This window comes from Grimontia sp. AD028 (assembly GCF_000973155.1).
Taxonomy (GTDB): domain Bacteria; phylum Pseudomonadota; class Gammaproteobacteria; order Enterobacterales; family Vibrionaceae; genus Enterovibrio; species Enterovibrio indicus.
The window spans coordinates 1-25099 of sequence record NZ_LASY01000024.1 but is presented as its reverse complement, the minus strand read 5'-3'; the positions used below and the strand labels follow the sequence as shown (position 1 = coordinate 25099).

The following is a 25099-nucleotide window of genomic DNA, read 5'->3' as shown; positions in this document are numbered from 1 at the left end:
CTATATCTCTTTGTCTTGGCAACAAAACATAGCCCTAAAAACCTGAGAACTATACTCCCCTCGACGTATATTCTCAGGTAGTCAGTTTGCGCATTCATGTCTTTCAAAAAATCTTAGCCTTTTGGCGCCGAATCCGGCATTCCCTTGTGGCGGCGCTGGTGTTTATCAACGGCTTTCTGATTTTCCAATCTGTTTGGGGAAAGAATCTCGATCTGGTGGCGCTATTCCACATCAAAAGCTTTACCGACATCAACTGGACACATGCGGTGAACGGTCCTTGGCTGTTGCTCGGCATCTTCCTGATGTTAAACGCGATTGGCTTGCTATTCCGCGCCAGAATTGCCTGGGCAGTGAGTCTGATTCTGCTGATGATTGTGTTCACCTTTACCTGGCATTTTTTCCCGCATCTCGGCGCGCATCTCTATTGGAGTGCCAGCGCGGTTTTACTGCTGATTTTGCTGAGCAAAGACTTCAACCATTCCAGTGCCACAGCGGGCGGTATTGCGGCCTTTATCAGCTTTGCAGTCTTGCTGTTTTATTCCACTTACGGTGCGCTCTATTTCGGCGAGGGTTTTCACCCAGTCATCCATGATTTGATGACGGCGTTTTACTTTTCCATGGTGACCATGACCACTGTCGGTTATGGCGACATTATTCCCCAAACCGAAGCGGCGAGGCTGTTTACCATTTCCGTCATCATCGCGGGGATCACGGTCTTCGCCACCTCTTTGACTACCGTGTTTGGCCCGATTATCCGGGGTGGTTTGAACAAGCTTGTGAAAGGAGTACAAAAGCCAATGAACAGGAAAAACCACTTTATTGTTTGTGGCACATCAGTGCTGGCATCCAGCACCATTTGGCAGCTTCACAAGCGTGAATTGCCAGTTACCATGGTGACGATTGAAGACGAAGATAAGTTTGCCCAGATTGAGCAAAGAGTCGGAACCAAACTCGATATTATTTCCGGCGACAGCACTGACAGTGATGTGCTGCTGGAAGCTGGCGTCGAACAGTGTCGCGCTGTCTTAGTGCTGACGGAAGATGACGCCACCAACGCATTTATCGTACTTTCGGTAAAGGCGATTTCACCTGATATCAAAGTGGTTACGGCGGTCAACGATGCCAAAAACATGAAGAAAGTAAAACGGGTGAACGCAGATGTGCTGCTATCACCACAGCTGTTTGGCAGCGAAATCCTCGCCAGTGTGTTGTCGGGCGAGCCAATCAGCAACGAACAGTTGTTGGGTATGCTGCTGCGCTCCGGTGATGGTTTGGTAAAAGGGGAAAGAGACTAGCCTGTTAGCCCAATCACTTCCTTCAGTGTTTTCAAGTAGCGACGACTGATTGGAATCGTAAACCCGCTGGCAGTAATCACTTCCGCCAGTCCATTTTCCAGCAATTTGATTTCGCTAATGTGATTGACGCTAACCAGATACTGACGGTGACAGCGCAGCAGCGGCGTCTTTTCTTCCAACGTTTTTAGGGTGAGTTGGGTGGTGGGCGTCTTGTCTGCGGTGTGAACATGCACGCCACTGATGTCGCTGTAAACACTCTCAACCTGATCAATCGGTATCAACAGAATACGGTTATGGCCTGAGCAGGGTATTTGGCACAGCTTTTCCGGTGCAAGTGCGGATAGATTTTGCGGGGCAGACTGTTTTTTCACTGTGCGGGTCAGTTTTTGCACGGTTTTGGTTAAGCGGCTTGGCTCAACAGGTTTCAGCAGATAGTCAAAGGCATTCTCTTCGAATGCTTCAATGGCGTATTGATCGTACGCAGTGACAAAAACTACAAACGGCATGTTTTCCGGGTCCAGCATGGAAAGCAGTTCCAGCCCGGTGATTTGCGGCATCTGGATATCCAGAAACACCACATCCGGCTTCAATTCGTTGATTTTCTTGAGGCCGATGATAGCGTTGGGCGCTTCACCGACGATCTCTATCTCGCCGGTTTCTTCCAATAATGTTGCGAGTTCTTCGCGGGCAAACTGTTCGTCGTCAATGACCAGTGCAGTTAACATCCTACCTTTGCACCTGTGCTTACTTCTGAGGCCGGAATAATAAACGTCATCCGGGTGAATTGATCGGGTTCACTTTCAATTTTCAGCGATGAGTCACGCCCAAATTGATGTTCAAGCCGTTTCGTAACAATTTCTAGCCCAAGTCCCTGGTGATTCTCCGGCGGTGGCGTGAAACAACCGGCGTTGTCTTCGACAGAAATAGAGAATCCGTCAGCATAAGGTTGGCTGAAAATACGTACGGTTCCACCTTCCAACAGGTTTGATACACCGTGTTTGATAGCGTTTTCGACCAGCGGCTGTAGGGTGAAACTCGGGATTTGCACATCCAGCAAACAATCGTCGATTTTGATATCTACGTTTAGTCTGTCGGTGAAGCGTGCTTTTTCAATGCTGAGGTATGCGTTTACATGGTCAAGTTCATCGCGAAGCGAAACTGAGCGGACGTTTTGCTTGAGGTTGCTGCGAAAGAACTGCGACAGGTTCTGAATCAGCTCGCGGGCTTTGTCCGCATCGCGGCGAACTACCGCGCTAATGGTATTGAGTGCGTTGAACAGAAAATGCGGGTTCACCTGTGCATGAAGCAGCTTCACTTCCGCCTGGGTCAGCAGGGATTTCTGCTGCAGATAGCCACTGAACAGGATTTGGCTGGAAAGCAGCTGGGCAATCCCTTCAGCCATCGACATATTGATGGTCGAAAACAGCTTATGTTTACGCTCATACAGCTTGATGGTGCCGACGACCTCTTCGCCGGAACGAAGCGGAATGATAAGAGCCGAGCCAAGTTTGCACTCTGCTGAGAGCGAGCATTGGTAAGGTTTTTCTGCGCCATCAAGATACATGATTTTGTTCATCTCAATGGCATCAAGCGTGTTCTGCGAAGAGATTTTGGTTTCCGGTAGGTGGTGGTCATCGCCAATGCCAACAAAGGCCAGAATCTTTTCCTTGTCGGTAATAGACACCGCGCCAACCTGCGTCTCCTCATAGATGATTCGGGCGATTTTCCCAGCGGATTCACCGTTCAAACCGTTGTGGAGAATACCCACGCAGCGGTCAGCAATAGTCAATGCGCGACGGGAGAAAGAGGCAGAGTACTTTTCAAAGATGGTTTTTCTGTCCTGAAGGATGCTCATAAACAGGGCAGCGCCGCAGGAGTTGGCAATGATCATCGGCGCGGCGATGGTCGAAACCAGCGCATAGGATTGGTCAAACGGCTTGGCGACAAGCAACAGAATCGCCATTTGCACCACTTCCGCCACAAAGGTAATACCGAATACCACCACTGGGCTGAATAGCTGGCTGACACGGTTTCGCTTCACGAAATACACATGCATCAGACCGCCAATCAAACCTTCTGCGGTAGTGGATATCGCACAGGCTAAATCGGTGAATCCGCCCAGAGAATAACGGTGAATGCCACCTGTTAAGCCGACGAAAAAGCCAACAACTGGTCCGCCAAAAAGGCCGCCCATCACAGCGCCAATTGCGCGGGTATTGGCGATAGCATCATTGATCTGAAGACCAAAATAGGTGCCGAGAATACAAAAGCCGGAGAAGAGCACGTAACAAATCAGGCGGTGGCTTAAGCGGGATGAAATGTTCAGCAAAGGCAGGACAATCGGTGTTTTGCTGAGCATATAAGCCAGCACCAGATACACGCACATTTGCTGCAGCAGCGAAATAACCAGTTCCATGGTGAACCTTTGTTTTAGTTTTCTTCATTGTATCTGCACAAAATCCAGATACAACAAGAGCCTGCTAGGCAGGCTCTTTCTCTAACGTTTTGTTATATCAGGCAGTTTTGGTTTCCACTTTTGGCTGCTCTTCATCAGCCAGGTCAGTTTCACCTTTACCTTTAGAGGTTTTAATCACGTAGCCTGCAGCGGTCAGGGCAAACAGTACGCCAGCACCGGTCGAGATATTCATTGGCAGACCAAAACCCAAAGTGCTGTTGTTCAGAATGAAGGTCACACACACAGACGTCATGAACATCGCAGGGATGGTGGTGATCCAGTGCAGCTTGTTGTGACGCAGCAGGTAAGCGGATGCAGTCCACAACATCATCACAGCTGTCGCTTGGTTCGCAAAGCCGAAGTAGCGCCAGATAATGCCGAAGTCTACCTGAGTCAGGATGCCACCGATAACAAACAGAGGTATTGCCATCATCAGGCGGTTACGCAGTGTTTTCTGTTCCATGTTGAAGTACTCAGCAAGGATAAGGCGGCTAGAGCGGAATGCGGTGTCGCCAGATGTGATAGGCAGGATAACCACACCCAGGAAGGCGATGATGCCACCGAATACACCCAGCAGGCCGAATGATGCGCTGTAGACCACGTTGCCTGGACCACCGTTTGCAACGGCTTCATTCAGACCTTCCAGTGTGCCGAAGAAAGACAGGGCAATCGCACACCAAATCAGGGCGATGATGCCTTCACCAATCATTGCACCGTAGAATACAAATCGGCCGTTCTTTTCGTTTTCCATACAGCGTGCCATCAGCGGAGACTGGGTCGCGTGGAAGCCAGAGATTGCGCCACAAGCGATGGTGATGAACAGGGCTGGCCACAGTGGCATGTCGTTAGGGTTCAGGTTGCTGAACATGTCGCTCACTTCAAAACCGCCCATCACTGTGTGCTCGTCAGAGAAGCCAATCGCGGTCATCAGGCCAACAGACATGAAGATCAGCAGCGCGCCGAAGAACGGGTAGAAGCGACCGATGATTTTATCGACAGGAACAATGGTCGCAATGATGTAGTAAGCGAAGATGACAACGACCATGCTGGTCATGGTGACCGTCAGACTGGTTTGCTCGTTGATCAGGTTAGTGATCATGCCAGCAGGGGCTGAAACGAACACAACACCGACCAGAAGCAGAAGGATAATGGCAAAAATGTTCATGAAATGTTTTGCGCCGTTACCCAGATAGCGACCGGTAATCGTTGGTACTGATGCGCCGCCATTGCGGACAGACAACATGCCAGAGAAGTAGTCGTGTACGGCACCTGCGAAGATACATCCCACCACAATCCAAAGCATCGCCGCTGGGCCGTAAAGGGCGCCCATGATCGGACCGAAGATTGGGCCCACACCAGCAATGTTCAGAAGTTGAACCAGATATACCTTAGGGGTCGACATCGGCACATAGTCAACGCCATCTGTTTTGGTGTGAGCAGGGGTTTTACGGTGTTCGTTAACGCCGAACACTTTTTCGATAAACGCCCCGTAGAGGAAGTAGCCGCCAATCAGCGCAGCGACACAGGTGAGAAACCACATCATAGCCATTGTCCTTATTGAGTTGATTCACGGTGCCAACTCTACGGCTCGCCTGACAATGACGCATTCGCTCAGTGGTTGAGTGGTGGAATAGAAAATTAAGTGGTCGCTTAGGAAATTAAGTGGCGGAAAACTTTGGCGAGCTTGTAATGAATGCTTTGTCAGTAAATTTTACACTTGTGCTATTTTTAAGGTGTAAAGTTGCGTCGGTATGATTTCACAAAGGTTGATTGATGTACCGGCTGAGGGTTGCAGTTTTAGCATAGAGGTGGACGATGATATCAATCTCGCCGGAAGGTCAATATCGTGTTGTCAATGGGGAAGATGTCGCTTCCCCGGGTGAACTTATCATTGCGTTTCATGACACCACTGTCACTGCCATGCCCGGTAGTGATGCCTATCCAGGGCTGGGAAGCACCGCCACCATGTTCTATATCGGCGATTTCGGTGCCGTGCCTCTATTTGAATCTCGTGCGACGGATAACATCGACCTGATCCTTTCAGAGACTTTTCCCAATGCTGGCATATCATCAGTCATGACGCTGGCCCGAGGAACGTCGGACACTGACGGTACGGAGCAAGATGAGCTACACGATCACACGCAAGTGCCACTTTCTGTGATTGAGGGCTGTCTTAGCCACGGTATGGCGCTGGGTGATATGGCGGGCTTCGATACAACGGGGTTGGCGGGAGAGCTCTCACCGTTGCAGGCCGAACTCCTCAGCAAAATGTTCCCGCTGGCAGATTTGGTCGACGTTGATGACAGCGACAATGTCATCAGTGAAAACGCTCAAATCGGTGATGAGGTGGGTATTCACATCGCCAAGGAATTCGATGATGGGCACGGTGACGTCACTTATACACTGACTGATGACGCAGGCGGCCTGTTTGCTATCGATCCGGAAACCGGGATTGTCACGGTTGCGGGTAATCTGGATTACGAAACAGCTACGCAATACACCATCGAAGTTAGTGCGACTTCCGAAGATAATCAGGTCAAAACCCAAACTTTCACTATCAACATTGCCAACAATGCGCCAGAAGAAGGGGATACTGATCGTTCCGTTTCTGATATCACTGCGGGCGCACAAGGTATTGTGTCAGAAAGCATTGCAAACGGCTCTTCAACGGGCTTAACGGTGACGGCGTCAGATGAAGATGGCGACAAGGTCATCTTCACTTTGGTTGACAATGCGGGCGGTGCCTTTGCCATTGATTCAGAAACAGGAGAGGTCACGGTCGCAGACAGTAGTCTCTTGGATTATGAGTCTGCGCAAACGCAAACTATCGTCGTTGAAGCCACTTCTATCGACGGCAGCACCTCCACACAAAGCTTCACGATTTCGCTGACGGACGACAACAGTGAATTTTCGGTGACATCAATAACGGATTCTGACGCTGGCGCGAACATGGTGTCAGAAAGTGCAGCGATAGGCACCAGTGTTGGGCTGCAGCTGACTGCGAGTGACGGCGACCTTACTGATACCATTTCCTTTTCTCTGTCAGATGATGCTGGTGGACTGTTTGCCATCGACCCCGTGACTGGCGAAGTGACAGTGGCAGGCGTGTTGGATTATGAAACAGCAACATCGCGCGACATAACGGTTGTGGCGACGTCGACTGACGGCACTGCATCTTCTCAGACCTACACGATTCAACTGACCGACGATACGACCGAGCATTCAGCCTCTGCAGTCACGGAAACAGATGCGACGGCGAATGAAATTTCAGAGAGTGCCACGGTTGGCAGCAGCGTTGGGGTGACATTCCATTCTCAGGACGATGATGGTACCGACACGGTGAGCTACTCACTCACAGATGATGCGGGTGGGTTGTTCACGATTGATGCGTCAACAGGCGGGGTTACCTTAGCAGGCAGTTTGGACAGGGAAACGGCTTCTCAACACACCATCACGGTTTTAGCGACCTCAACAGATGGCAGCACCAGCACACAGACGCTGACCATTGATGTGTTGGATGACACCAGTGAATTTTCAGTGACAGCCCTTGCTGACGGAGACGGCATGGCAAATACGGTATCTGAAAATGCCGCCGTTGGCACTACGGTAGGTATCACAGTCAATGCTGATGACAGTGACGCGACAGATACGGTTTCCTTTTCTCTGTCAGATGATGCTGGTGGACTGTTTGCCATCGACCCGGTGACTGGTGAAGTGACAGTGGCAGGCGTGTTGGATTATGAAACAGCAACATCGCACGACATAACGGTTGTGGCGACGTCGACTGATGGCACCACATCTTCTCAGACCTACACGATTCAACTGACGGACGATACGACCGAGCATTCAGCCTCTGCAGTCACGGAAACCGATGCGACGGCGAATGAGATTTCAGAGAGTGCCGCGGTTGGCAGCAGTGTTGGGGTGACATTCCATTCTGAGGACGATGATGGTACCGACACGGTGAGCTACTCACTCACAGATGATGCGGGTGGGTTGTTCACGATTGATGCGTCAACAGGCGAGGTAACCTTAGCAGGCAGTTTAGACAGGGAAACGGCTTCTCAACACACCATCACGGTTTTAGCGACTTCAACAGATGGCAGCACCAGCACACAGACGCTGACAGTGGATGTGTTGGATGACACCAGTGAGTTTTCAGTGACAGCCGTTGCTGACGGAGACGGCACGGCAAATTCAGTATCTGAAAATGCGGTCGTTGGCACTACGGTCGGTATCAAGGTCAATGCTGGTGACAGTGATGCCACGGATACGGTTTCCTATTCACTGACAGACAGTGCAGGCGGACTGTTTGCCATCGATAGCGCGACAGGCGTAGTGACTGTCGCCGGGAATTTGGATTACGAGACGGCGCAGCAACATACGATCACTGTGCAAGCAACCTCGACTGACGGTACCACTTCAACTCAAACGTTCACTATTGATGTGACCAACGTGGATGCGGCAACCGGTGATACGGATGCAAGCATTGGATCGTTGACAGATACGGACGCTGGACTCAATCAGGTGTCGGATACCGCTACCGTCGGTTCAACCGTTGGCATTGATATTTCTGCAGTGGATGCGGATGGCGACAACATTACTTATTCACTTTCTAACAGCGCTGGCGGTTTATTTACGATTGACGCTTCCACAGGTGTTGTGACGTTAGCTGGAGGCGTGAGTGCACTGACAGACACAACGCAAACCATTACCGTGGTAGCGACATCCTCAGATGGCTCTACCTCAACGGCTGACTTTGATATCAACGTAATTGATGGTGGCATTGGTGAGCTGACTGATATTGACGCAATGCAAAATCTGGTCGGCGATTCGAGCAATGGCTACACCTACCTTCGCGCTCAGGCAGTCGATGGTGATGGCGATGCAGTGACGTATAGCTTGAGTGATAGTCATGGTGGCGCATTTAGCATCAATTCATCGACGGGTCAGGTTTATGTGGCAAACCACAATCTGCTCAATGCTTCGACTGAGCCTGAAGTGACTATTGAAGTGACTGCAACGTCTGCAGATGGCACTTCAGTTTCCCAGCAATACACGATTGATGTGACCGCTGAAACAGATGGTTCTGGTATCGGCGCTGTCACCGATAACAATGGAAGCTCCAACACTGTCAGCGAAAGTGCTGCGAATGGCACATCGGTGGGGTTAACAGCCTATGCGGATCCCGAAGGTATTGGTTCCTGGATCGATAACACGGCAGTTAGATGGCACGGGCATGGTGGTAGCCATGTGACGGGGATTCATGCCAATGGGATTCCTGCTGGCGCAACCGTGAATTTCTATCTTGGTGGCACCCTGATCTCCTCTGTGGTTGCATCGGGGGGAACGGTATATGCCCACCATTCCAACTACAACCAGACTATCTCAAATAATACTGATGTATGGGCGACAGTCACCTATGAGGGACAAACTTCCAATGTGGCGAGCGGTCTTCATTATGAAAGTGGCTGGAACAATTATGTGATTTCCAAATCTACGAGCCAGGATTCGGTCTCTTACTCGCTTACTGACGACTACAACGGAGCTTTTCAAATCAACGCCAGCACGGGGCAGGTGACAATTCGTGATAACACCAAGTTAGATTATGAAACCGATCCAAACCCGACAGTGACAGTTCGTGCTGTTGATTCTCAAGGCAATGTTTCTCTCAAAACCTTCGGTATTACCCTGACAGATGATTACGTAGAAGTAGCTGATAGCTACACCATCGCCGAAGAAAATACCCTGACGGTCGATGCGTCATCTGGGCTGCTGGCTAATGACACCGGTGACACTAATCAGTCGATACAGCTTGCTACAGACGGTTCTGGTTCAAATGCCGCTACAGTAAGCGGCGCGACAGTATTCACGACCACCCTTGGTGGGAAAGTGACAGTCAATGCAGATGGCTCATTTACCTACGAAGCGCCATTAATTGATCATACCACCTCCGAAACGATGCAAGACAGTTTCTACTATCGCTTGGGCGATGGTGGCACCTGGACGGAAGTGACACTCAATGTTACTGATCAGAACATTACCGCCAACGACGACACCGACAGTGTCGGGACTCAGGGAGAGATTTACGGCAATGTTATCAGTGACTCCGGCGGCAAAGATTCGGCGAGCTCTGATGCGACGGTAACATCCGTACTCTATGACGGCGCGACTTACTTCGTTTCAGGCCCCACGACAATCACGGCGTCTTTGGGTACCTTGACCATCAATCCTGATGGCAGCTATTCATTTCAGTCATCCGCAACAGGAAGCGGCCCCTTTGCTGCTGAGCTTTTCACTTACACCTTGGGTGATGACGATGGCGACACAGATACTGCCGTGCTCACCATCAACCACGATACCTCAATGACTGCGGTGGCGGATGTCGTATCAGTCAATGAGTCTAGTCTGGTTTATGGCTCTGAATATGGCGCGGATCTGCATTATCGAGTGGGGAATGTGCTCGACAATGATCTGGGTGTGACGGGTGATGCGCAGATTGATTCTGTGGTGTGGAACGCTACGACGTACACGGCAGACGGAAACGGTATCATCACGATTAATACGGATCACGGTGACTTCACCATGTATACTGAAGACTATGGCGTTCACCGGGCAGGCGAATATCAATTCCAATTGATATCAGCCAGCGACAGTAACAATGAGTCAGAAGTGTTTACTTACAACCTGTCGAATGGCTCAGAGTCAGTGAGCTCCACGGTGACTGTCAGTATCATTGACGACCCTATTATTTCCTTTGCTGGACTGGATACCGACGATACCTTTACTGGGACTTCGGCAGATGAAACTTTATTTGGTGGCGGTGGCGATGACATTCTTGATGGTGGTTTGGGCAGCGACTTGATTGTTGGTGGATCTGGGACCGACAGATTAACTGGGGGGGATGGTTCAGATACCTTTAAATTCCTCCAGTCAGACGTGGAAGGTGCGATCACCGTCAATGTCGACAGTATCACCGATTTTGATATGGGCAGTGACATATTGGATTTGTCCGACTTACTGCAAAACGAAAGCGAGGCGACGCTCGAAGATTACCTTTCTTTTATCGACAACGGCTCTGGTAATGCGGTGCTTAGTATATCCAGTGAAGGCGACGGCAATGTTGATCAGCAAATTGTGTTTGAAAACCTGAGCGTCTCAGACATGACTGCCGCCTACTCGCTTGATACATCAGGGAAAACTGATGGCGAAATCAGTAAAATGTTGTTGGATACCATTGTGTTGCAATCTCAGCTCCATATCGATGGTTAGTATTAGAAACACCTTACATGCTCATTCCCATGCCCGCATTGGCTTTCTTCCCAACTTGATAAAACCAGATGGATAGCGGGATAAAGATCAGGTTCATCACAGTGGTGAAGTTCATACCGAAGCCATCTTGAATCAAAGGTCGCAGCGTTTCGCTGGAAACAGAAACACCAAACAAGGTAAACAGGGCATCGATACTCAGTCCGGTAAAGACGATTCCCACAAAGAGCAAGCCGACAATCCATTTGGTTGGTTCAGTGCCGTAATATTTTTGGTATACCCGCATCATGGGAATGGTCAGCACATCGGCCAGAATAAAGCCAATGACGCCACCAAAGGAAATGCCACCATGCCATAGTGCTGCGGCCAGCAACAGGTTACCCACCGAGCACACATAGGCAATCATGGCCACGAACACGCCGATCACCACGTCGATAAGAGAATGCAGAAACGCAGGAATATTGGCGTCATTGCTAATAAACAGGGTGCGCCAGCCGTCAATCGGTACCACTGCAATCAGCAGGGAAGAAACGACCACCCCAATTAAGATTTCTTTGCCAATCATGGCGAGATCCATGTGGAAGAAACCAGCGGCTTTTCGGACTTTCGCCATGGACGAACTATCATCTTTCGGTGTAATGTCCATCTTCATATGGTCGTGATTACCACCATGATTCATGGCTGACATGTCCATGCCACAGTCATCGTCTTTGTCTTTTGGCATTTCCATATGATGGTGAGCGTGTTCACTGTGGTGCATGGCTGACATGTCCATGCCACAGTCATCGCCTTTGTCTTTTGCCATCTCCATATGATGGTGTTCATGTTCGCTGTGCCTCATGGTGGGCATGTCCATACCGCAATCATCATCGCCTTTTTGCATGGCTGACATATCCATACCACAGTCACTCATGCCAGATGTTTCTGGCTTTGATTCCGCATCAAGTTTGGCGTGAAGCTGCGCTTCCACTTCTTTGGGATAGAAACGTTCAAACAGGAAAGCCACCGCCATGATCAGGATGAGCCCGCCGATAATCTCTCCCCAGAAGAAGGTCCAACCAAGTAGTGCGACCAACACGATAAACATTTCCACAATCAGGTTTGTGCTGGAAACCAGAAACGCCATGGCATTGGCAAGCGTCGCTTTCTTGGTTAGCAGCGTGTGGGAAAGAGAAGCCGCAGCGTAAGAACAAGATGAAGACATCACGCCCAACAAGGTAGTGAACGTCAGGCTTTTCACATTGGTTTGTCCAAGGTGTTTAACCACAGTCTCCACGGGTAATAAGTGGCGGATAAAGGAAGACAGCATTAAGCCAAAAGCGAGAGGCCAGTAAATCTGCCATACCATATTAAAAAACACATCGAACAGATGAAGGATGAAGTCCATACCCGCATTACCCTGACATTGAGCATCTTTGGGAATAAAGCCTAGATTCGTCAACGCCGTGGCAGTGTATCGAATCTGGGTAAAGCCCGACGGTTATCGGGCTGGATTACCTAAAGTCTATCTACTCTCTGTTATTCGTCGTCCTCGTCCGGCCCCATGACAATTGTCACCGGACCATAGTAATGATGATGGTGGTGCGTCGTACGGTGATGGTGGTGAGTCCCTTTGTGGGAATTCACTCCACCATGTAGGTGGTGTCCGTGGCTGGGTTCGTGGGCGCGATAGTCGAGGTGATCTTTGTTGTGCTTATGTTCGACGTCGTCACCATAAGTATTCTCCATGGTCTCGTGGGTAGATACTTTTGTTTTTTGCTGAGCCATCACTGACCTCCGTTTTGATATCGGAATAGTTTGAGCACCGAACAGTCTGGCACGCATCTCAGCGTGCAGTGGGTGAATCCCGTATTATTGCTGAGACTGAATGTGGATTGTTGCATTGCGCATGATTTAACTTATGGGTGACCAATGACGTGAGTTGCTGCACTAAAAAGGGCGGATAACATTTTTCTGCCATGCTTTGGCGTTACACTCAAAGTCAGTCTAAATCAGGCTAATAATCTGAAAGGGAAAGCATTTGAGTAAACCGAGCAAAACCAAAACCAGTTTCTATCGTCGCTTGTTGGTAGCGCATCTTATCGATAATGGCGTGAATACCGTCCCTGCCATTATGAGCGAAACTGGCATGCCGAGACGCACGGCTCAGGACACGATTGAAGCGCTTGGCGAGTTGGACATTGAAACCGAATTTGTCGGTGCCAATAAAAACGGTGGATATGAGATTAAAGACTGGGGCGCAATAAACCGCACCTGGGTGAAAAAGCATCTTGATGAGCTCAAAGCTCTTCTGGAATATCCGACGTCTGGCTAAGCGATAAAAAATGGCAGGTTGATCCTGCCATTTTTAGGTTCCGTAGATTCTTTGTGCGTTCCATCTAGGGGTGAAGTGCCTTTAGGGCTTCAATGTCGACATCTTGGTTGTAATCGACAGAAGGGAACGCAAAGCCGTTGAGTTGAAGGAATTCATCAAGCACGCCTTGATAGTCTCCGATGTTCTCGAAGTTTTCTGGGGTCATTTCAGCGAGTAATGCGTTCACTTCACGCTGAATATCATTGCGTAATTCCCAGTCATCAATACGGATAAGACCTTCTGCATCTCTGTCGGCTGCATCTTGCCATTTACGGTAGAACAAGCGGTTCATTTGTTCGATACAGCCTTCATGCAAACCTTTAGCCTTCATGACGCGATACAGGGCCAGAAGGTAAGGCGTCAGACCGGGAATAAATACACTGGCTTTGGTGACCAGCGCCTTGCATACCGCGATGTTGGCGTTACCTTCGATACTTTCAAGCAGCGTATTGATGTCATCGCGGGTGTGGTGAAGGTGGGTTTTCGCCAACCCCAAGGTACCTTTGTGGTAAATAGCGTGGGTGTGCTCAGGACCAATGTAGGAATAGGCCACAGTTTCACAACCTTTTGCCAGCAGGTTTCTCTCGTTGAGGAACTGCATCCAGCTCAACCAGTCTTCTCCGCCCATTACCTTCACGGTTTCGTCAATTTCCTGTTCGGTGGCAGGTGGAAGTGAAACCTTATCCAGGCTGTTTTTCTCGAGGTTGACCGAATACCCCTCTACGGTTTCACCCACTGGACGAATCGCAGAGCGCCAAAACTCACCGGTTTCAGGGTTCGGGCGAATGCCTGTTGCCAGTGAATAGACGACTAAATCAACCTGACCACCCAATTCCTGTTCAATGGCTTTTGCCACTTGCTCACGGGTTTCAGAAGAAAAGGCATCACCGACGATGTTAGTGGAGACTAATCCTTCCTGCTCTGCAGCCTGATGAAAGAAGATATTGTTGTACCAGCCAGCGCTACCAATGCCTTTGTCTGAAACACCACGTTCGAAAGACACGCCAATGGTGTCCGCTTTTGCAGGGCCAAATGCCAGTGCAATGCGGGACGCCAATCCGAAACCGGACGACGCACCGAGGATCAATACCCGTTTAGGTAAGGCGTCGGACGATGACTGTTGGGTTCGTGATTTTGCGATTTGCTCAGAGACGGCGGCCTGGCAACCGAAAGGGTGGCAGCTGCGCGCTACCACACCTTGAATTTGGGGCTGGATAATCATGAGGTTGGGTTTATAGCCTTTCAGAAAGATACTTGTCGTAGTCAGGAACTTCGATATCAATTTCGTGCGTCATCATCGGTGACGTGATGAGGTAATTTGCAGAAGCACGGTTAATCGCGACCGGAATGTTCCAAACCGCCGCAATACGCAGCAGGGCTTTGACATCCGGGTCGTGAGGCACGGCACTGAGTGGATCCCAGAAGAAGACCAGCACATCGATTTTCTTCTCACAGATCATTGCACCAAGCTGTTGGTCACCGCCCATCGGACCACTCATCAAAGCGGTGATGGATAAGCCCGTTTCGCGGCTAAGAATGTTGCCCGTTGTCCCTGTCGCGTAAAGGGTGTGATGTGACAATGCGTCTCTGTTTTCCTTCACCCAGCGTAACAGTTCAGATTTGCGGTGGTCGTGAGCAACCAAAGCCACTTGTTTGCATGGAGTGACAGTGCGGGTCGTTGAATTCATATCTAACTTCTTATGCATTATAGGAAAGACTCATTTTGATGTTTTTAATCGAAACGGGCGACACAAGAATGGGAAAAGCCGGACATAGATCGTCTATTCGCCCACTATGCGTCTCGTGGGCTGCTGTAAAAATATACAGCAAGCGCCAAGAGCACCTACAAAATGATTGTGGCAGTCAAGCTGAGGTTATTCACGTCAATAAGCTTATTGAACAGGGTGTTTTTACAGTTTCGGCTCATAGGCGAGATATTTCTCATTATCGGACGCCGTTTTCAGCCAATGTTTGATGAAATCAGCCACGTTTTTAGGAGCATTGATATCAAGGCGAAAGTGGGACGAAGCTTCAAAGTCTTCTGGTATCACATCACATGCAACGGCGATAATATTCTGATCATGAAGATATAGTGCAGGCTTGCCATAACTCGGTCTGTGCACTTCGATTTTGGTCAAGATTTCATCACGAAAGCCTTCCACTAAAACAATGTCCAGACGGGAATGGTCGAGTTGCGCCAAACACTCTCTTAGATCTGGCTCTCTGTCCTCGCTATCGTGGTATTCGAAAAACAACATGTGGCGTTTAGAGGTGGCCAGTAAAAGTTGGTCGCTACCTGCATAACGCAGACGATAACTGTCTTTGGTTGGCTTATCAGGTTCGATGTCGTGGTGGCTGTGCTTTAACAAACCTACCCGCAGCCCTGCTGCCTTCAAATGAGGAATAACAGATTCAAGCAGGGTGGTTTTTCCCGAGCCACTGAAGCCAGCAAAACCGAGTACGGGTGTCAGCGTGTTTGATTGGAATGTCATTTATATCGCCAAAGGCTAATTTTCTAAAAAGTGATAAAACGGCAATGAATATGCCATACGGTTAAAGTTTTTTCGTGCAGGAAAAATAAAACGCACTACATTTAGTTGCGTATGTGGCTGTTGCATATTCGTGGTAGCACAGTCGCTAATAATTCCCAGTCGAAACCGGTTTGATGACAAAGGGATGGGATAAACCTCTCTACTTTGGTCACAACTTCCGCAGGGTTCCGGCCTAGGGTATACAATCAATTCAGAACACAGCAGGCGCCTTAAAGGGCGAAATTGTTAGGCAAAATGGATGTGCCTTTAGCAAAGACCCGCGTGTGACTTGTGCTCTGACGACCTTCACGAACACAACATTATCATGGAGCGATAATATGTGGGTTACCCTCGATTTTGAAGCCTCTGGCCTAACAGAAGCTTCATATCCGATAGAAGTTGGTTACAGCTTGCCCGATGGCACCAGTGTCAGCCTGCTTATCAACCCCGATACCTCCCCTGAAAACTGGCAACACTGGGACGAGTTTGCGGAAACAGAGATCCATGGTTTGAGCCGCTTTGCATTGAAAAAAGATGGCATGTCAGTCGTCGATGTTTGCTCGCACCTCAACAGCACGCTTTGTTATTACGATGATGTGCTTTGCGATAGCCAGTGGGATCTGTTCTGGCTTGGCCGACTTTACAAAGCTGCGCACATGCGCCCGACTTTCACATTGACGGAAGTGGGTCATTGGTTGCTGAACCATGAGAGTATCAACCGCGATGATTTTCTAGCTGCGCTTGAATCTTTGGGGCCAGCACCGCACCGTGCGGAAGCTGATGCCAAATACATTCGTACTGCCTTGTCGATGATTCTTAGCCAAGAACGTTGTTCGCAGTAGATTCAAAAGGTTACCATGCCCAGTTCGAAACGACTGAGTAGCCATCATGGTGCCTGATAGAAAATCGTTAAGGTTTGCCACCTTCAATATGGCGATGTCCGCCGATAACCCGGGGGAGATCTTCACTGAGTTAAAACTCGCGAAGCATCGCCGCTATAGCCATATTGCTGCCATCATCCAACACATTCAGCCAGATATATTGTTGCTCTGCGAATTCGACCATCTCGGACATGGCGGTGATGATGGCATGTTGGCGTACTTCCAAAAGGAATATCTGGAAAAGCCGCAATGTGGGCAGGCTGCCATTCACTTCCCTTATACCTACCTACCTTCCACTAATACCGGTTTACCTGTGGTGGAAGGAGAGGATGTGTCAGCGTCGCCAGAAAGGGCGCACGGATTTGGCAGACATCACGGCCATTACGGGTTTGTAGTACTGAGCAAATATCCGCTTGATACCGAAAACAGCCGCAGCTGGCAGACATTACTCTGGCAAGACTACCCAGGTAGCCGAATGCCTGTGTCCTATTTCGAACAGAAGGGGTTGGCACCTATTCGTCTTTCCTCGAAAAATCACATTGCATTGCCCGTGATAGTGAATAACCAGCGTATTCATTTGGTGGCGTGCCACCCGACTCCGCCGGTTTTTGATGGGCCGGAAAGACGCAACCTCAGAAGAAATGCAGATGAGCTTCAACTTCTGCATGACATCGTCAGCAATGCTTCCTTTCTCATCGACGATAACGGCGCTAAGGGTGGCATTGATGAGAGAGAGCCATTTGTCATTATGGGCGATCTCAATGCTGATCCGGCGAATGGTGATGGCGACAAAGCACAGGTCCGGGCATTGCTTTCTGACCCTATTCTTCAAGATGTTCAACCCCAGAGTGAAGGCGCAGCCAAGGCGCTTTTCAATTCACGCTCCAGAGGCAAAAGTCGCGCAACCCACGATCGCGGATTGAGGCTCGACTATGTGTTGCCATCCCACCATCTCAAACCCATTGCTTCTGGCGTTTTCTGGCCGAAAGTGGACGATGCATTAGCATCATTCATCTATAACGAGAAAGGAAAAGCGGTATCAGGGTGTTCTTCCGACCATCGCCTCGTTTATGTGGATGTGATACTGCAGGAGTCATCACAGAAGCAGGCTTGTGAAAACGAGAGTCAGCGCACGTAAAACCAATCGGTGTGTGAAAGCGTTCAAGATTTCACCGCAAGCAGAACGATATTTGTCCGTGCTTTGTGGATGAAATGTTAATTTGTCCTATGAATACATATATCCGAATCATATGAAGCTCTGAGTCTTCATATGGCTAGCGTATAAATTTATCAAATAACGGATTTCCTCAATAGATGGAGTATCAAGGATGAAAACGATCACCTCACTGGCTGCAGCAGTTACCCTGGGTCTTATGTCTGCATCGGCGTCAGCAGCTCAGTTCAAGCCTTCTGTCATTTTCGATATGGGTGGTAAGTTCGACAAATCATTCAATCAGGCGGCTTACACTGGCGCAGAAGCGTTTAAGACAGAAACAGGCATCAGCTACGGTGAGTTTGAAATCACCAATGAAGCACAGCGTGAGCAAGCGATGCTGCGTATGGCTCAGCGTGGTTTCAGCCCAATCGTTGCGGTAGGTTTCCAACAAGCACCTATCGTAGAGAAAGTGGCGAAGCAATTCCCTAAAACTGAATTCGTTATCATCGATGCAGTGGTCGATCTGCCAAACGTACGTTCTGTTGTGTTTAAAGAGCACGAAGGTTCGTTCCTGGTAGGTGCACTGGCAGTCATGAAGAGTGAGAGTGACAAAGTCGGTTTCGTCGGCGGTATGGACATTCCTCTGATCCGTAAGTTTGCGTGTGGCTATGAGCAAGGCGCGAAGTTTGAAGCAGAAGGCGCGGATGTTATCCAAAACATGACAGGCTCAACCCCTGCAGCATGGAACAACCCAACCAAAGGTGCTGAGCTGGCAAAATCGCAGTTCGATAAAGGCGTAGACGTGGTTTACGCAGCAGCGGGTGGTACTGGTGTAGGTGTTTACCAGGCAGCCGTTGACGGCCAAAAATACGCAATTGGCGTTGATTCCAACCAAAACTACCTGCACCCAGGCGTGATGCTGACTTCTATGGTTAAGCGTGTAGACGTTGCGGTACAAGACGCATTCAATGATGCGAAAAACGGCGAATTCACCCCAGGTCTGCAAGCCTTGGGTCTGAAAGAAGGCGGCGTTGACTGGGCACTGGACGAGTACAACCGTGACCTCGTGACCCCAGAAATGGAAGCGCGTGTGAAGCAAATCCGTGATGACATCATCGCAGGTAAGATCGTGGTTCACGATTACTTCAGCACCGATTCTTGCGAATACTAATTTCGTTTGTCTCGCCCCCAGTTTGGTTTGTGCCACTGGGGGCGAATTGCATCAAAAGATAGCGATTTGCCTTGTTACTTAACGTATTGCTCTCACAAGAATAATCGCTTACGTCGTTCTTAAATTGATGCCAAGGAGCAGGCATGACACAACCCGCCATTCAACTGCGAGGAATCAACAAACGATTCGGCGCAGTTCATGCAAATAAAGACATCGACCTCACGGTGATGCCGGGAACCATCCACGGTATTGTCGGGGAAAACGGTGCAGGTAAATCGACGCTGATGTCGATTCTCTACGGTTTCTACCAAGCTGATTCAGGCACCATCGAAGTCGATGGGGAAACCGTGAATATCAAAGATTCTCAAGATGCCATTTCCCATGGCATCGGCATGGTTCACCAGCACTTCATGTTGGTGGAAACCTTCTCTGTTCTCGAAAACATCATGCTCGGTGCAGAAGGACACAGCCTGTTGGACGTGGCCTCAAAAAACGTCGGCGGCGCATTGGAGAAAATTGAAGAAGAATACGGATTGACCGTTGATTCCAATGCCATTGTCGGTGAGCTTCCCGTTGGTATTCAGCAGCGCGTGGAAATTCTCAAAGCCTTGTATCGTGGCGCACGCATTCTGATTCTGGATGAACCGACAGGCGTTTTGACGCCGCAGGAAATTGAACAGTTCTTCGAGATCCTCAACACCCTGAAATCACAGGGTGTCACCATCATTCTGATCACTCACAAACTTAAAGAGATCATGGCAATCACGGATTCTGTGTCTGTCATGCGTCAAGGTGCCATGGTCGCACATCGACAAACAGCTGATACCAATGTAGATGAACTGGCAGAGTTGATGGTGGGGCGCAAAGTCTTGCTGCGTGTCGACAAAACCGACGCGACGCCGGGTGAAGAGCGCCTTAGCGTGAATAACGTTTCCTGGTTTGACAGCCGCGGTGTTAAGCGCTTAAAGAATCTGAATTTCAGCCTGAAAGCGGGTGAGATTCTGGGTGTTGCAGGCGTTTCAGGCAATGGCCAGTCCGAACTGCTTTCTGTGCTCTCAGGTGTCACAGTGCCGCAGGAAGGGGATTTTACCTTAACGACCTCCAAAGGTAGCCAGAAGTTCGCCAGCAAAGACAGCCGTGATGCTGGCTTAATGCGACGTTTGAGTGTCGGTCATATTCCGGAAGACCGTATCAAACAAGGCTTGGTAAAAGCGATGCCAGCCTCAGAAAGCGCCATTCTCGGCTTCCAGCATGACATTGCTTACGGCAAAGGCTTGCTCGACCCGGTGGCGATTGAAAAAGCGACTAAAGGCATGATGGAGCAGTACGATGTGCGTCCTGCTGATCCACAACTGAAATCCGCCAACTTCTCCGGTGGTAACCAACAAAAACTCATCATTGCCCGTGAAATGCTGCGTGAGCCAGAAGTGCTTTTGGTGGGTCAGCCAACCCGTGGTGTGGATATCGGTGCGATTGAGTTTATTCACCGCAACCTGATTGCCGCCCGAGATGCTGGTGCCGCGATTTTACTGGTTTCGACAGAGCTTGAAGAAATTATGTCGCTGTCCGACCGCATCATCGTATTGGTGGATGGCGAAATCACCGGTGATGTGATTGCTAAAGACATGGACGAGCGTCAACTCGGTATCTTGATGGCGAATGCCGCAGAAGAGGAGGGCGCAGCATGAATGTACCTCAACAAAGCGCCCCAATGTGGGTGAAAACCTTTCTGGTTCCCTTTATTCAGCTTTCTGTCGCGCTGGTGATTTCCAGCTTGGTGGTATTGCTGGTAGGGGAAAGCCCAACTGCAGCATTCAGCGTGATGATTCAGGGGGCGACCAATCTGGAATTTGGTGGTCTGAACAACACCCTGTATTACGCGACAAACTTTGTGTTTACTGGGCTGGCGGTTGCTGTCGCTTTCCATGCAGGTTTGTTCAATATCGGCGGTGAAGGTCAGGCCTATATCGCGGGTTTAGGCATCGGCATTTTGATGCTGCTGCTTGATGGTGTGCTGAACATGTGGCTGATGGCACCATTGGCGATTTTGGTCGCGGCGGCTTTCGGTGCGCTTTGGGGCGCGGTGCCAGGTTACTTGCAGGCAAAACGCGGTTCGCACATTGTGGTGACCACCATCATGTTCAACTTTATTGCCTTCTCTGTAATGGGTTACGCATTGGTTGAGCATATCGCCAAATACGGTGGTAACTCGACCGATTCGCGTTACTTCAACCCCGAAGCCGTGTTCCCGAAACTCTATGAACTCGGTGCAAGCTATGGTCTCGAACTGCCATTCTCTCTGCTGAATCCTTCCATCCTTATCGCATTGCTGGTGGCGTATCTGGTTTGGGTACTGATGTTCAGAACCCGCCTTGGCTACGCGATTCGCGTCGTAGGGCAGAACGCAACAGCGGCAGAGTATGCAGGTATCGACGCCAAGAAAATCATCATTATCGCGATGACCATTTCTGGCGCACTGGCAGGTTTGATGGCGGTGAACGAAGTCTATGGCGCGCAAAACCGCCTGATCCTGAACTTCACGGGTGGCTTTGGTTTCATCGGTATCGCCGTGGCACTGATGGGGCGTAACCACCCGTTCGGGATTGTGGTTGCTGCACTGCTGTTCGGTGCGCTTTACCAAGGTGGTACTGAGCTGCAGTTTGAAATGCCGAGCCTCAACCCAGAGCTGATTATGGTGATTCAAGGTCTGGTGATCTTCTTTACGGGGGCGCTCGACAGATTAATCCGCAAGCCAGTCGAAGGCTTCTTTATGCGCCGTAACGCGCAAGCAGAGGGGGCGTAACATGGAATGGTTTAACTGGATCCTCTCATCGGCTGATTCCACCATACGTCTCGCCATACCGTTAATTTTCGCTGCCATGGCAGGGATTTTCTCTGAACGCGCTGGCGTGGTTGATATCGGTCTTGAGGGTAAAATGCTCTTCGCCGCGTTTGCTGCGGCTGCGGTTTCCTACGTGACGGGTAACCCTTGGCTGGGGCTTCTGGCTGCGATTGCAGGCTCAATGATGTTGGCACTGGTTCATGGCTATGCCTCTATCACCCAAAAGGGCGATCAGATTATCTCTGGCCTTGCGGTGAACTTCTTTGCCTCGGGGATGACGATTACCCTCGGCCACGCTTGGTTTGAGCGTGGTGGTCAAACGCCAACGCTTCACAACGACCAGCGATTCCTTCCGGCTGAATTGCCAGGCGCTGAATGGCTGGGTGACACCATTCCTGTGATTGGTCCGCTTTATCGCGATGTCATTTCCGGCCACAACATTCTGGTGTATCTCGCTTTTATCGCAGTGATCATCACTTGGTGGGTGTTGTTCAGAACCCGCTTCGGCTTGCGTCTGCGTGCGGTGGGTGAAGAGCCAAATGCGATTGATACGGCAGGTATCTCTGTCGTTTGGTTACGTTACCGTGCGGTGCTGATAGCAGGTTTGCTGTGTGGCTTGGCGGGTGCGTACCTATCTACTGCACAGAATGCGGCGTTTGGTAAGGAGATGACAGCAGGTCAGGGCTATATTGCGCTGGCAGCAGTTATCTTCGGTAAATGGCAGCCTCGCAATGCGCTGCTGGCCTGTTTGCTGTTCGGCTTCCTGTCGGCACTGGAAACGCGTATGCAGGGCGTGTCGATACCGCTGATTGGCGTGTTGCCAACCCAGCTGTTCTCTGCGTTACCTTACGTGCTGACCGTGGTACTGCTGGCGGGCTTTATCGGCAAAGCTGTGGCTCCGAAAGCGATTGGGCGACCTTACGAGAAAGAACGTTAATGGCTTAAATCAGCACAAAACAAAACGAGGGCAAATGCCCTCGTTTTTTATTCTCTAGCAATCTGCGGTTAAGCGCTTCGCTTTGCCAAGTAGTCATCTTGCAGAATGTACATGCGCTTAATGTCGCAGTACTCGCCGTTCACGAAGATTTCCTTCACGAGATGGCCTTCCTCAACGAAGCCACACTTCTTGTACAAGTGAATCGCCTTTTCGTTGTTCACTGCCACGTTCAGGTAAACCTTGTGCAGGTTCAGAATCGTAAAGGCGTAGTTCAGTGCCTTATTGATAAGTGTCTTCGCATAGCCACAACCCTGGAAATCCGGTGCGATGATAATCTGGAACTCAGCATTTCGGTGAATCGAGTTGATCTCTACCAGTTCCACAAGGCCTACTGCCTGCTTCTGTTCGTTTTCTGCGATAAAACGACGTTCGGTGCTGTCGTGAATGTGCTTTCTGAATAGATCTTCCAGCTCATAGTAAGACTCATAAGGTTCTTCGAACCAATATGACATGATAGAGCGGTTGTTGTTTAGCTGGTGGATAAAGCGAAGATCGGTTTGCTCAAGGGCGCGCAATCGAATAGCGTTTTGCATACTATTTCTCGTTCTGAAGTGTCTGTTAGCGCGACTGAATTTTTGTCGGCGACGGAAGATATCACCGGATTTCGAAGTAGGGAAATGAAATGTTTTGACGTTTTGATTGCCTATAGATAAAAGCCGCTGATTTTGGTCAGCGGCTTTTCGTTCTGGCTATTAAGATGGCACTTGAACCAACTCTGGTTCTGTATCGTCCGTTCTTTTCTTCCGCACCAAATACCAAAGTGGCAGCAGGCCAAAGCTGATCACGGCAAGGGCAACAAGGCCGTTTTTCGCCGCGCCATAGTGAAGCACAACCTGACTACCCAGCAGTGCGCCGCCGCCAATCCCCACATTGAAAATGCCGGAGTAGATAGCCATGGTGATATCGGTCGCTTTCGAGCCGTATTCCAGCGCGCGTGTTTGCAGGGCGAGCGCGACTGTCATCATCACCGCGCCCCAAAGTGCCACACCCGGGAAAAGCTGGAATATGCCAATACCGGATCTCGAAAGCATAGAAAGGCACAATGCCAGCAAGCCAAAGCCCAGAATCAGCAGGGTGTTTGGATGACGAGGCTGCATGCGACTGAACAACAAGCTGCCAACAATACCCGCCGCGCCGTAAGTCATCAGCGCCCAGGTGGTAACATCCGCACTCAGATTCCAAACCTGCTGAATCAGCGGTTCAAGATAGGTGTAAGCCGTAAAATGAGCAGTGACGATAATCGCCGTCAATAGATACAGACTCAGCAGCGGCTTATTACGCGCAATCTCGGGCAGGCTGGATAGGTTACCGGAGTTGGAAACCGGCAGCATCGGCAGCCAGCGCCAAAGCGCCAACATCAGCACGCCAGAAATCACGCCAATGCCACCGAAAGTCGTGCGCCAGCCGAACCATTCGCCAACAACGCGACCCAATGGCACGCCCATTACCATGGCGAGCACTGTACCTGTTCCAAGCAGACTGATTGCCACCGCACCTTTGCCTTTTGGTGCCATTCTTACTGCCATCGCGACACTGATCGACCAAAACACCGAGTGCGCAAACGCGATACCGACACGGGAAACCAGCAGCATGTTGTAACTGGTAGCCATGGCAGAAATGACATGGCTACCAACAAACAATGCAAATACGCCCAACATCAGGCGACGACGCTCAAAATTGGCAAGCAGCAACATTACTGGCAAAGAAGCCAGCGCCACAATCCAGGCGTAAATCGTCAGCATTGGCCCGACTTCAGCAGGGCGCATACCAAAGCTTTCGCCAAGGTTAGCCAACATGCCGACAGGGACAAACTCGGTGGTATTAAAAATAAAGGCGCTCAGGGCGATCAGAAACACTCTGAGCCAAGGCATCAGATTTTGGGACTTGGTGTGCATGGTAATGAGAAGCGACAGGCAAAAAATAAACAACAAGCGAAAAAGGAACGCGAGTGTAATGCAGGTTCAAAAAAGAGGCAATGGTCAAAAAAGTTGCAATCAATTCTACGGTGGCCTTAACAGGGAAGGGCGAGCTTGGATGACTTTTAGCCAACTGAGCCAACCAACCGAGCTATTCATCATTTCATACAGTTTTATACCCAAACGACCTGAAGATGCTCGCATTCAGAGGCTATCAATGCGTTCAATTCGAG

The 25099-nt window shown here is 49.9% G+C and carries 20 protein-coding genes; 10 read left to right on the top strand and 10 right to left on the bottom strand.

Annotation, left to right across the window (positions count from 1 at the left end; translation table 11 throughout):
- Positions 1-86 precede the first annotated feature (86 nt).
- Positions 87-1295, top strand: a complete 1209-nt coding sequence (kch, locus tag RN22_RS05965; protein WP_082111367.1) for a voltage-gated potassium channel protein — start codon at positions 87-89, stop codon at positions 1293-1295.
- Here kch and btsR read toward each other — a convergent pair.
- The 3 genes from btsR to RN22_RS05950 form a co-directional block, all read right to left on the bottom strand.
- Positions 1292-2020, bottom strand: a complete 729-nt coding sequence (gene btsR, locus RN22_RS05960; protein ID WP_046303520.1) for a two-component system response regulator BtsR — start codon at positions 2018-2020, stop codon at positions 1292-1294. The two genes, kch and btsR, sit on opposite strands and share 4 nt — an antisense overlap.
- Positions 2014-3711 carry a sensor histidine kinase gene (locus tag RN22_RS05955; protein WP_046303519.1) on the bottom strand — a complete coding sequence of 566 codons (1698 nt, stop codon included), beginning with the start codon at positions 3709-3711 and terminating at the stop codon, positions 2014-2016. Before RN22_RS05955 ends, btsR begins: the two co-directional genes overlap by 7 nt.
- A 97-nt stretch (positions 3712-3808) precedes the next feature.
- Positions 3809-5293: a carbon starvation protein A gene (locus RN22_RS05950; RefSeq protein WP_046303518.1), complete on the bottom strand. Its 1485-nt coding sequence runs from the start codon at positions 5291-5293 to the stop codon at positions 3809-3811.
- Between the two features lie 272 nt (positions 5294-5565).
- On the opposite strand from RN22_RS05950, the gene RN22_RS05945 reads away from it, so the two are divergent.
- Entirely contained in the window at positions 5566-11022 is a 5457-nt protein-coding gene (locus tag RN22_RS05945) for an S-layer family protein (RefSeq protein ID WP_046303517.1), read from the top strand.
- Between the two features lie 13 nt (positions 11023-11035).
- On the opposite strand, the gene RN22_RS05940 is transcribed toward RN22_RS05945, so the two are convergent.
- Positions 11036-12406, bottom strand: a complete 1371-nt coding sequence (locus tag RN22_RS05940; protein WP_046303516.1) for a permease — start codon at positions 12404-12406, stop codon at positions 11036-11038.
- Positions 12407-12537: 131 nt separating this feature from the next.
- Positions 12538-12786, bottom strand: a complete 249-nt coding sequence (locus RN22_RS05935; RefSeq protein ID WP_046303515.1) for a hypothetical protein — start codon at positions 12784-12786, stop codon at positions 12538-12540.
- Positions 12787-13039: 253 nt separating this feature from the next.
- Here RN22_RS05935 and RN22_RS05930 point away from each other — a divergent pair, with 253 nt between their 5' ends.
- Complete coding sequence (locus tag RN22_RS05930; protein WP_046303514.1) at positions 13040-13333, top strand: helix-turn-helix domain-containing protein; 294 nt, start codon at positions 13040-13042, stop codon at positions 13331-13333.
- A 64-nt stretch (positions 13334-13397) separates the two neighbouring features.
- Here the strand turns inward: RN22_RS05930 and fabV are convergent, their stop codons facing one another.
- The 3 genes from fabV to mobB form a co-directional block, all read right to left on the bottom strand.
- Positions 13398-14594: an enoyl-ACP reductase FabV gene (fabV, locus tag RN22_RS05925; protein ID WP_046303513.1), complete on the bottom strand. Its 1197-nt coding sequence runs from the start codon at positions 14592-14594 to the stop codon at positions 13398-13400.
- Positions 14595-14604: 10 nt separating this feature from the next.
- A complete protein-coding gene (locus RN22_RS05920; protein ID WP_039850084.1) occupies positions 14605-15060 on the bottom strand; it encodes a methylglyoxal synthase in 456 nt (151 codons plus the stop codon).
- Between the two features lie 222 nt (positions 15061-15282).
- Positions 15283-15864, bottom strand: coding sequence for a molybdopterin-guanine dinucleotide biosynthesis protein B (gene mobB, locus RN22_RS05915; RefSeq protein ID WP_046303512.1), 582 nt, complete (start codon positions 15862-15864; stop codon positions 15283-15285).
- Positions 15865-16241: 377 nt separating this feature from the next.
- On the opposite strand from mobB, the gene RN22_RS05910 reads away from it, so the two are divergent.
- The 6 genes from RN22_RS05910 to RN22_RS05885 all read left to right on the top strand — a co-directional run bounded on the left by RN22_RS05910 (position 16242) and on the right by RN22_RS05885 (position 22890).
- A complete protein-coding gene (locus RN22_RS05910; RefSeq protein ID WP_002539075.1) occupies positions 16242-16745 on the top strand; it encodes a hypothetical protein in 504 nt (167 codons plus the stop codon).
- Positions 16746-16791: 46 nt separating this feature from the next.
- On the top strand, positions 16792-17922 hold the full coding sequence (locus RN22_RS05905; RefSeq protein ID WP_046303511.1) for an endonuclease/exonuclease/phosphatase family protein: 1131 nt from the start codon (positions 16792-16794) through the stop codon (positions 17920-17922).
- A 190-nt stretch (positions 17923-18112) separates the two neighbouring features.
- On the top strand, positions 18113-19111 hold the full coding sequence (locus tag RN22_RS05900) for a BMP family protein (RefSeq protein ID WP_002539073.1): 999 nt from the start codon (positions 18113-18115) through the stop codon (positions 19109-19111).
- Between the two features lie 143 nt (positions 19112-19254).
- Positions 19255-20799 (top strand): ABC transporter ATP-binding protein, encoded by a 1545-nt coding sequence (locus tag RN22_RS05895; RefSeq protein WP_046303510.1) that lies wholly within the window; start codon positions 19255-19257, stop codon positions 20797-20799.
- On the top strand, positions 20796-21914 hold the full coding sequence (locus RN22_RS05890) for an ABC transporter permease (protein WP_046303509.1): 1119 nt from the start codon (positions 20796-20798) through the stop codon (positions 21912-21914). The genes RN22_RS05895 and RN22_RS05890 overlap by 4 nt, the downstream gene beginning before the upstream one ends.
- A gap of 1 nt (position 21915) precedes the next feature.
- Positions 21916-22890: an ABC transporter permease gene (locus RN22_RS05885; RefSeq protein ID WP_046303508.1), complete on the top strand. Its 975-nt coding sequence runs from the start codon at positions 21916-21918 to the stop codon at positions 22888-22890.
- Between the two features lie 68 nt (positions 22891-22958).
- Here the strand turns inward: RN22_RS05885 and speG are convergent, their stop codons facing one another.
- Positions 22959-23483 (bottom strand): spermidine N1-acetyltransferase, encoded by a 525-nt coding sequence (gene speG, locus RN22_RS05880; RefSeq protein WP_046303507.1) that lies wholly within the window; start codon positions 23481-23483, stop codon positions 22959-22961.
- Positions 23484-23642: 159 nt separating this feature from the next.
- A complete protein-coding gene (locus RN22_RS05875; protein WP_046303538.1) occupies positions 23643-24845 on the bottom strand; it encodes a sugar transporter in 1203 nt (400 codons plus the stop codon).
- A 58-nt stretch (positions 24846-24903) separates the two neighbouring features.
- Here RN22_RS05875 and RN22_RS25420 point away from each other — a divergent pair.
- On the top strand, positions 24904-25099 hold a 196-nt coding region (locus tag RN22_RS25420), incomplete at its 3' end, for a hypothetical protein (RefSeq protein ID WP_046303506.1).

What these genes read in the sequence shown, in the direction of transcription:
- btsR (WP_046303520.1), bottom strand. Translation starts at nt 2,020, where the DNA reads ATGTTAACTGCACTGGTCATTGACGACGAACAGTTTGCCCGCGAAGAA.
- RN22_RS05955 (WP_046303519.1), bottom strand. Translation starts at nt 3,711, where the DNA reads ATGGAACTGGTTATTTCGCTGCTGCAGCAAATGTGCGTGTATCTGGTG.
- RN22_RS05950 (WP_046303518.1), bottom strand. Translation starts at nt 5,293, where the DNA reads ATGATGTGGTTTCTCACCTGTGTCGCTGCGCTGATTGGCGGCTACTTC.
- RN22_RS05945 (WP_046303517.1), top strand. Translation starts at nt 5,566, where the DNA reads ATGATATCAATCTCGCCGGAAGGTCAATATCGTGTTGTCAATGGGGAA.
- RN22_RS05940 (WP_046303516.1), bottom strand. Translation starts at nt 12,406, where the DNA reads ATGGACTTCATCCTTCATCTGTTCGATGTGTTTTTTAATATGGTATGG.
- RN22_RS05935 (WP_046303515.1), bottom strand. Translation starts at nt 12,786, where the DNA reads ATGGCTCAGCAAAAAACAAAAGTATCTACCCACGAGACCATGGAGAAT.
- fabV (WP_046303513.1), bottom strand. Translation starts at nt 14,594, where the DNA reads ATGATTATCCAGCCCCAAATTCAAGGTGTGGTAGCGCGCAGCTGCCAC.
- RN22_RS05920 (WP_039850084.1), bottom strand. Translation starts at nt 15,060, where the DNA reads ATGAATTCAACGACCCGCACTGTCACTCCATGCAAACAAGTGGCTTTG.
- mobB (WP_046303512.1), bottom strand. Translation starts at nt 15,864, where the DNA reads ATGACATTCCAATCAAACACGCTGACACCCGTACTCGGTTTTGCTGGC.
- RN22_RS05910 (WP_002539075.1), top strand. Translation starts at nt 16,242, where the DNA reads ATGTGGGTTACCCTCGATTTTGAAGCCTCTGGCCTAACAGAAGCTTCA.
- RN22_RS05905 (WP_046303511.1), top strand. Translation starts at nt 16,792, where the DNA reads ATGGTGCCTGATAGAAAATCGTTAAGGTTTGCCACCTTCAATATGGCG.
- RN22_RS05900 (WP_002539073.1), top strand. Translation starts at nt 18,113, where the DNA reads ATGAAAACGATCACCTCACTGGCTGCAGCAGTTACCCTGGGTCTTATG.
- RN22_RS05895 (WP_046303510.1), top strand. Translation starts at nt 19,255, where the DNA reads ATGACACAACCCGCCATTCAACTGCGAGGAATCAACAAACGATTCGGC.
- RN22_RS05890 (WP_046303509.1), top strand. Translation starts at nt 20,796, where the DNA reads ATGAATGTACCTCAACAAAGCGCCCCAATGTGGGTGAAAACCTTTCTG.
- RN22_RS05885 (WP_046303508.1), top strand. Translation starts at nt 21,916, where the DNA reads ATGGAATGGTTTAACTGGATCCTCTCATCGGCTGATTCCACCATACGT.
- speG (WP_046303507.1), bottom strand. Translation starts at nt 23,483, where the DNA reads ATGCAAAACGCTATTCGATTGCGCGCCCTTGAGCAAACCGATCTTCGC.
- RN22_RS05875 (WP_046303538.1), bottom strand. Translation starts at nt 24,845, where the DNA reads ATGCACACCAAGTCCCAAAATCTGATGCCTTGGCTCAGAGTGTTTCTG.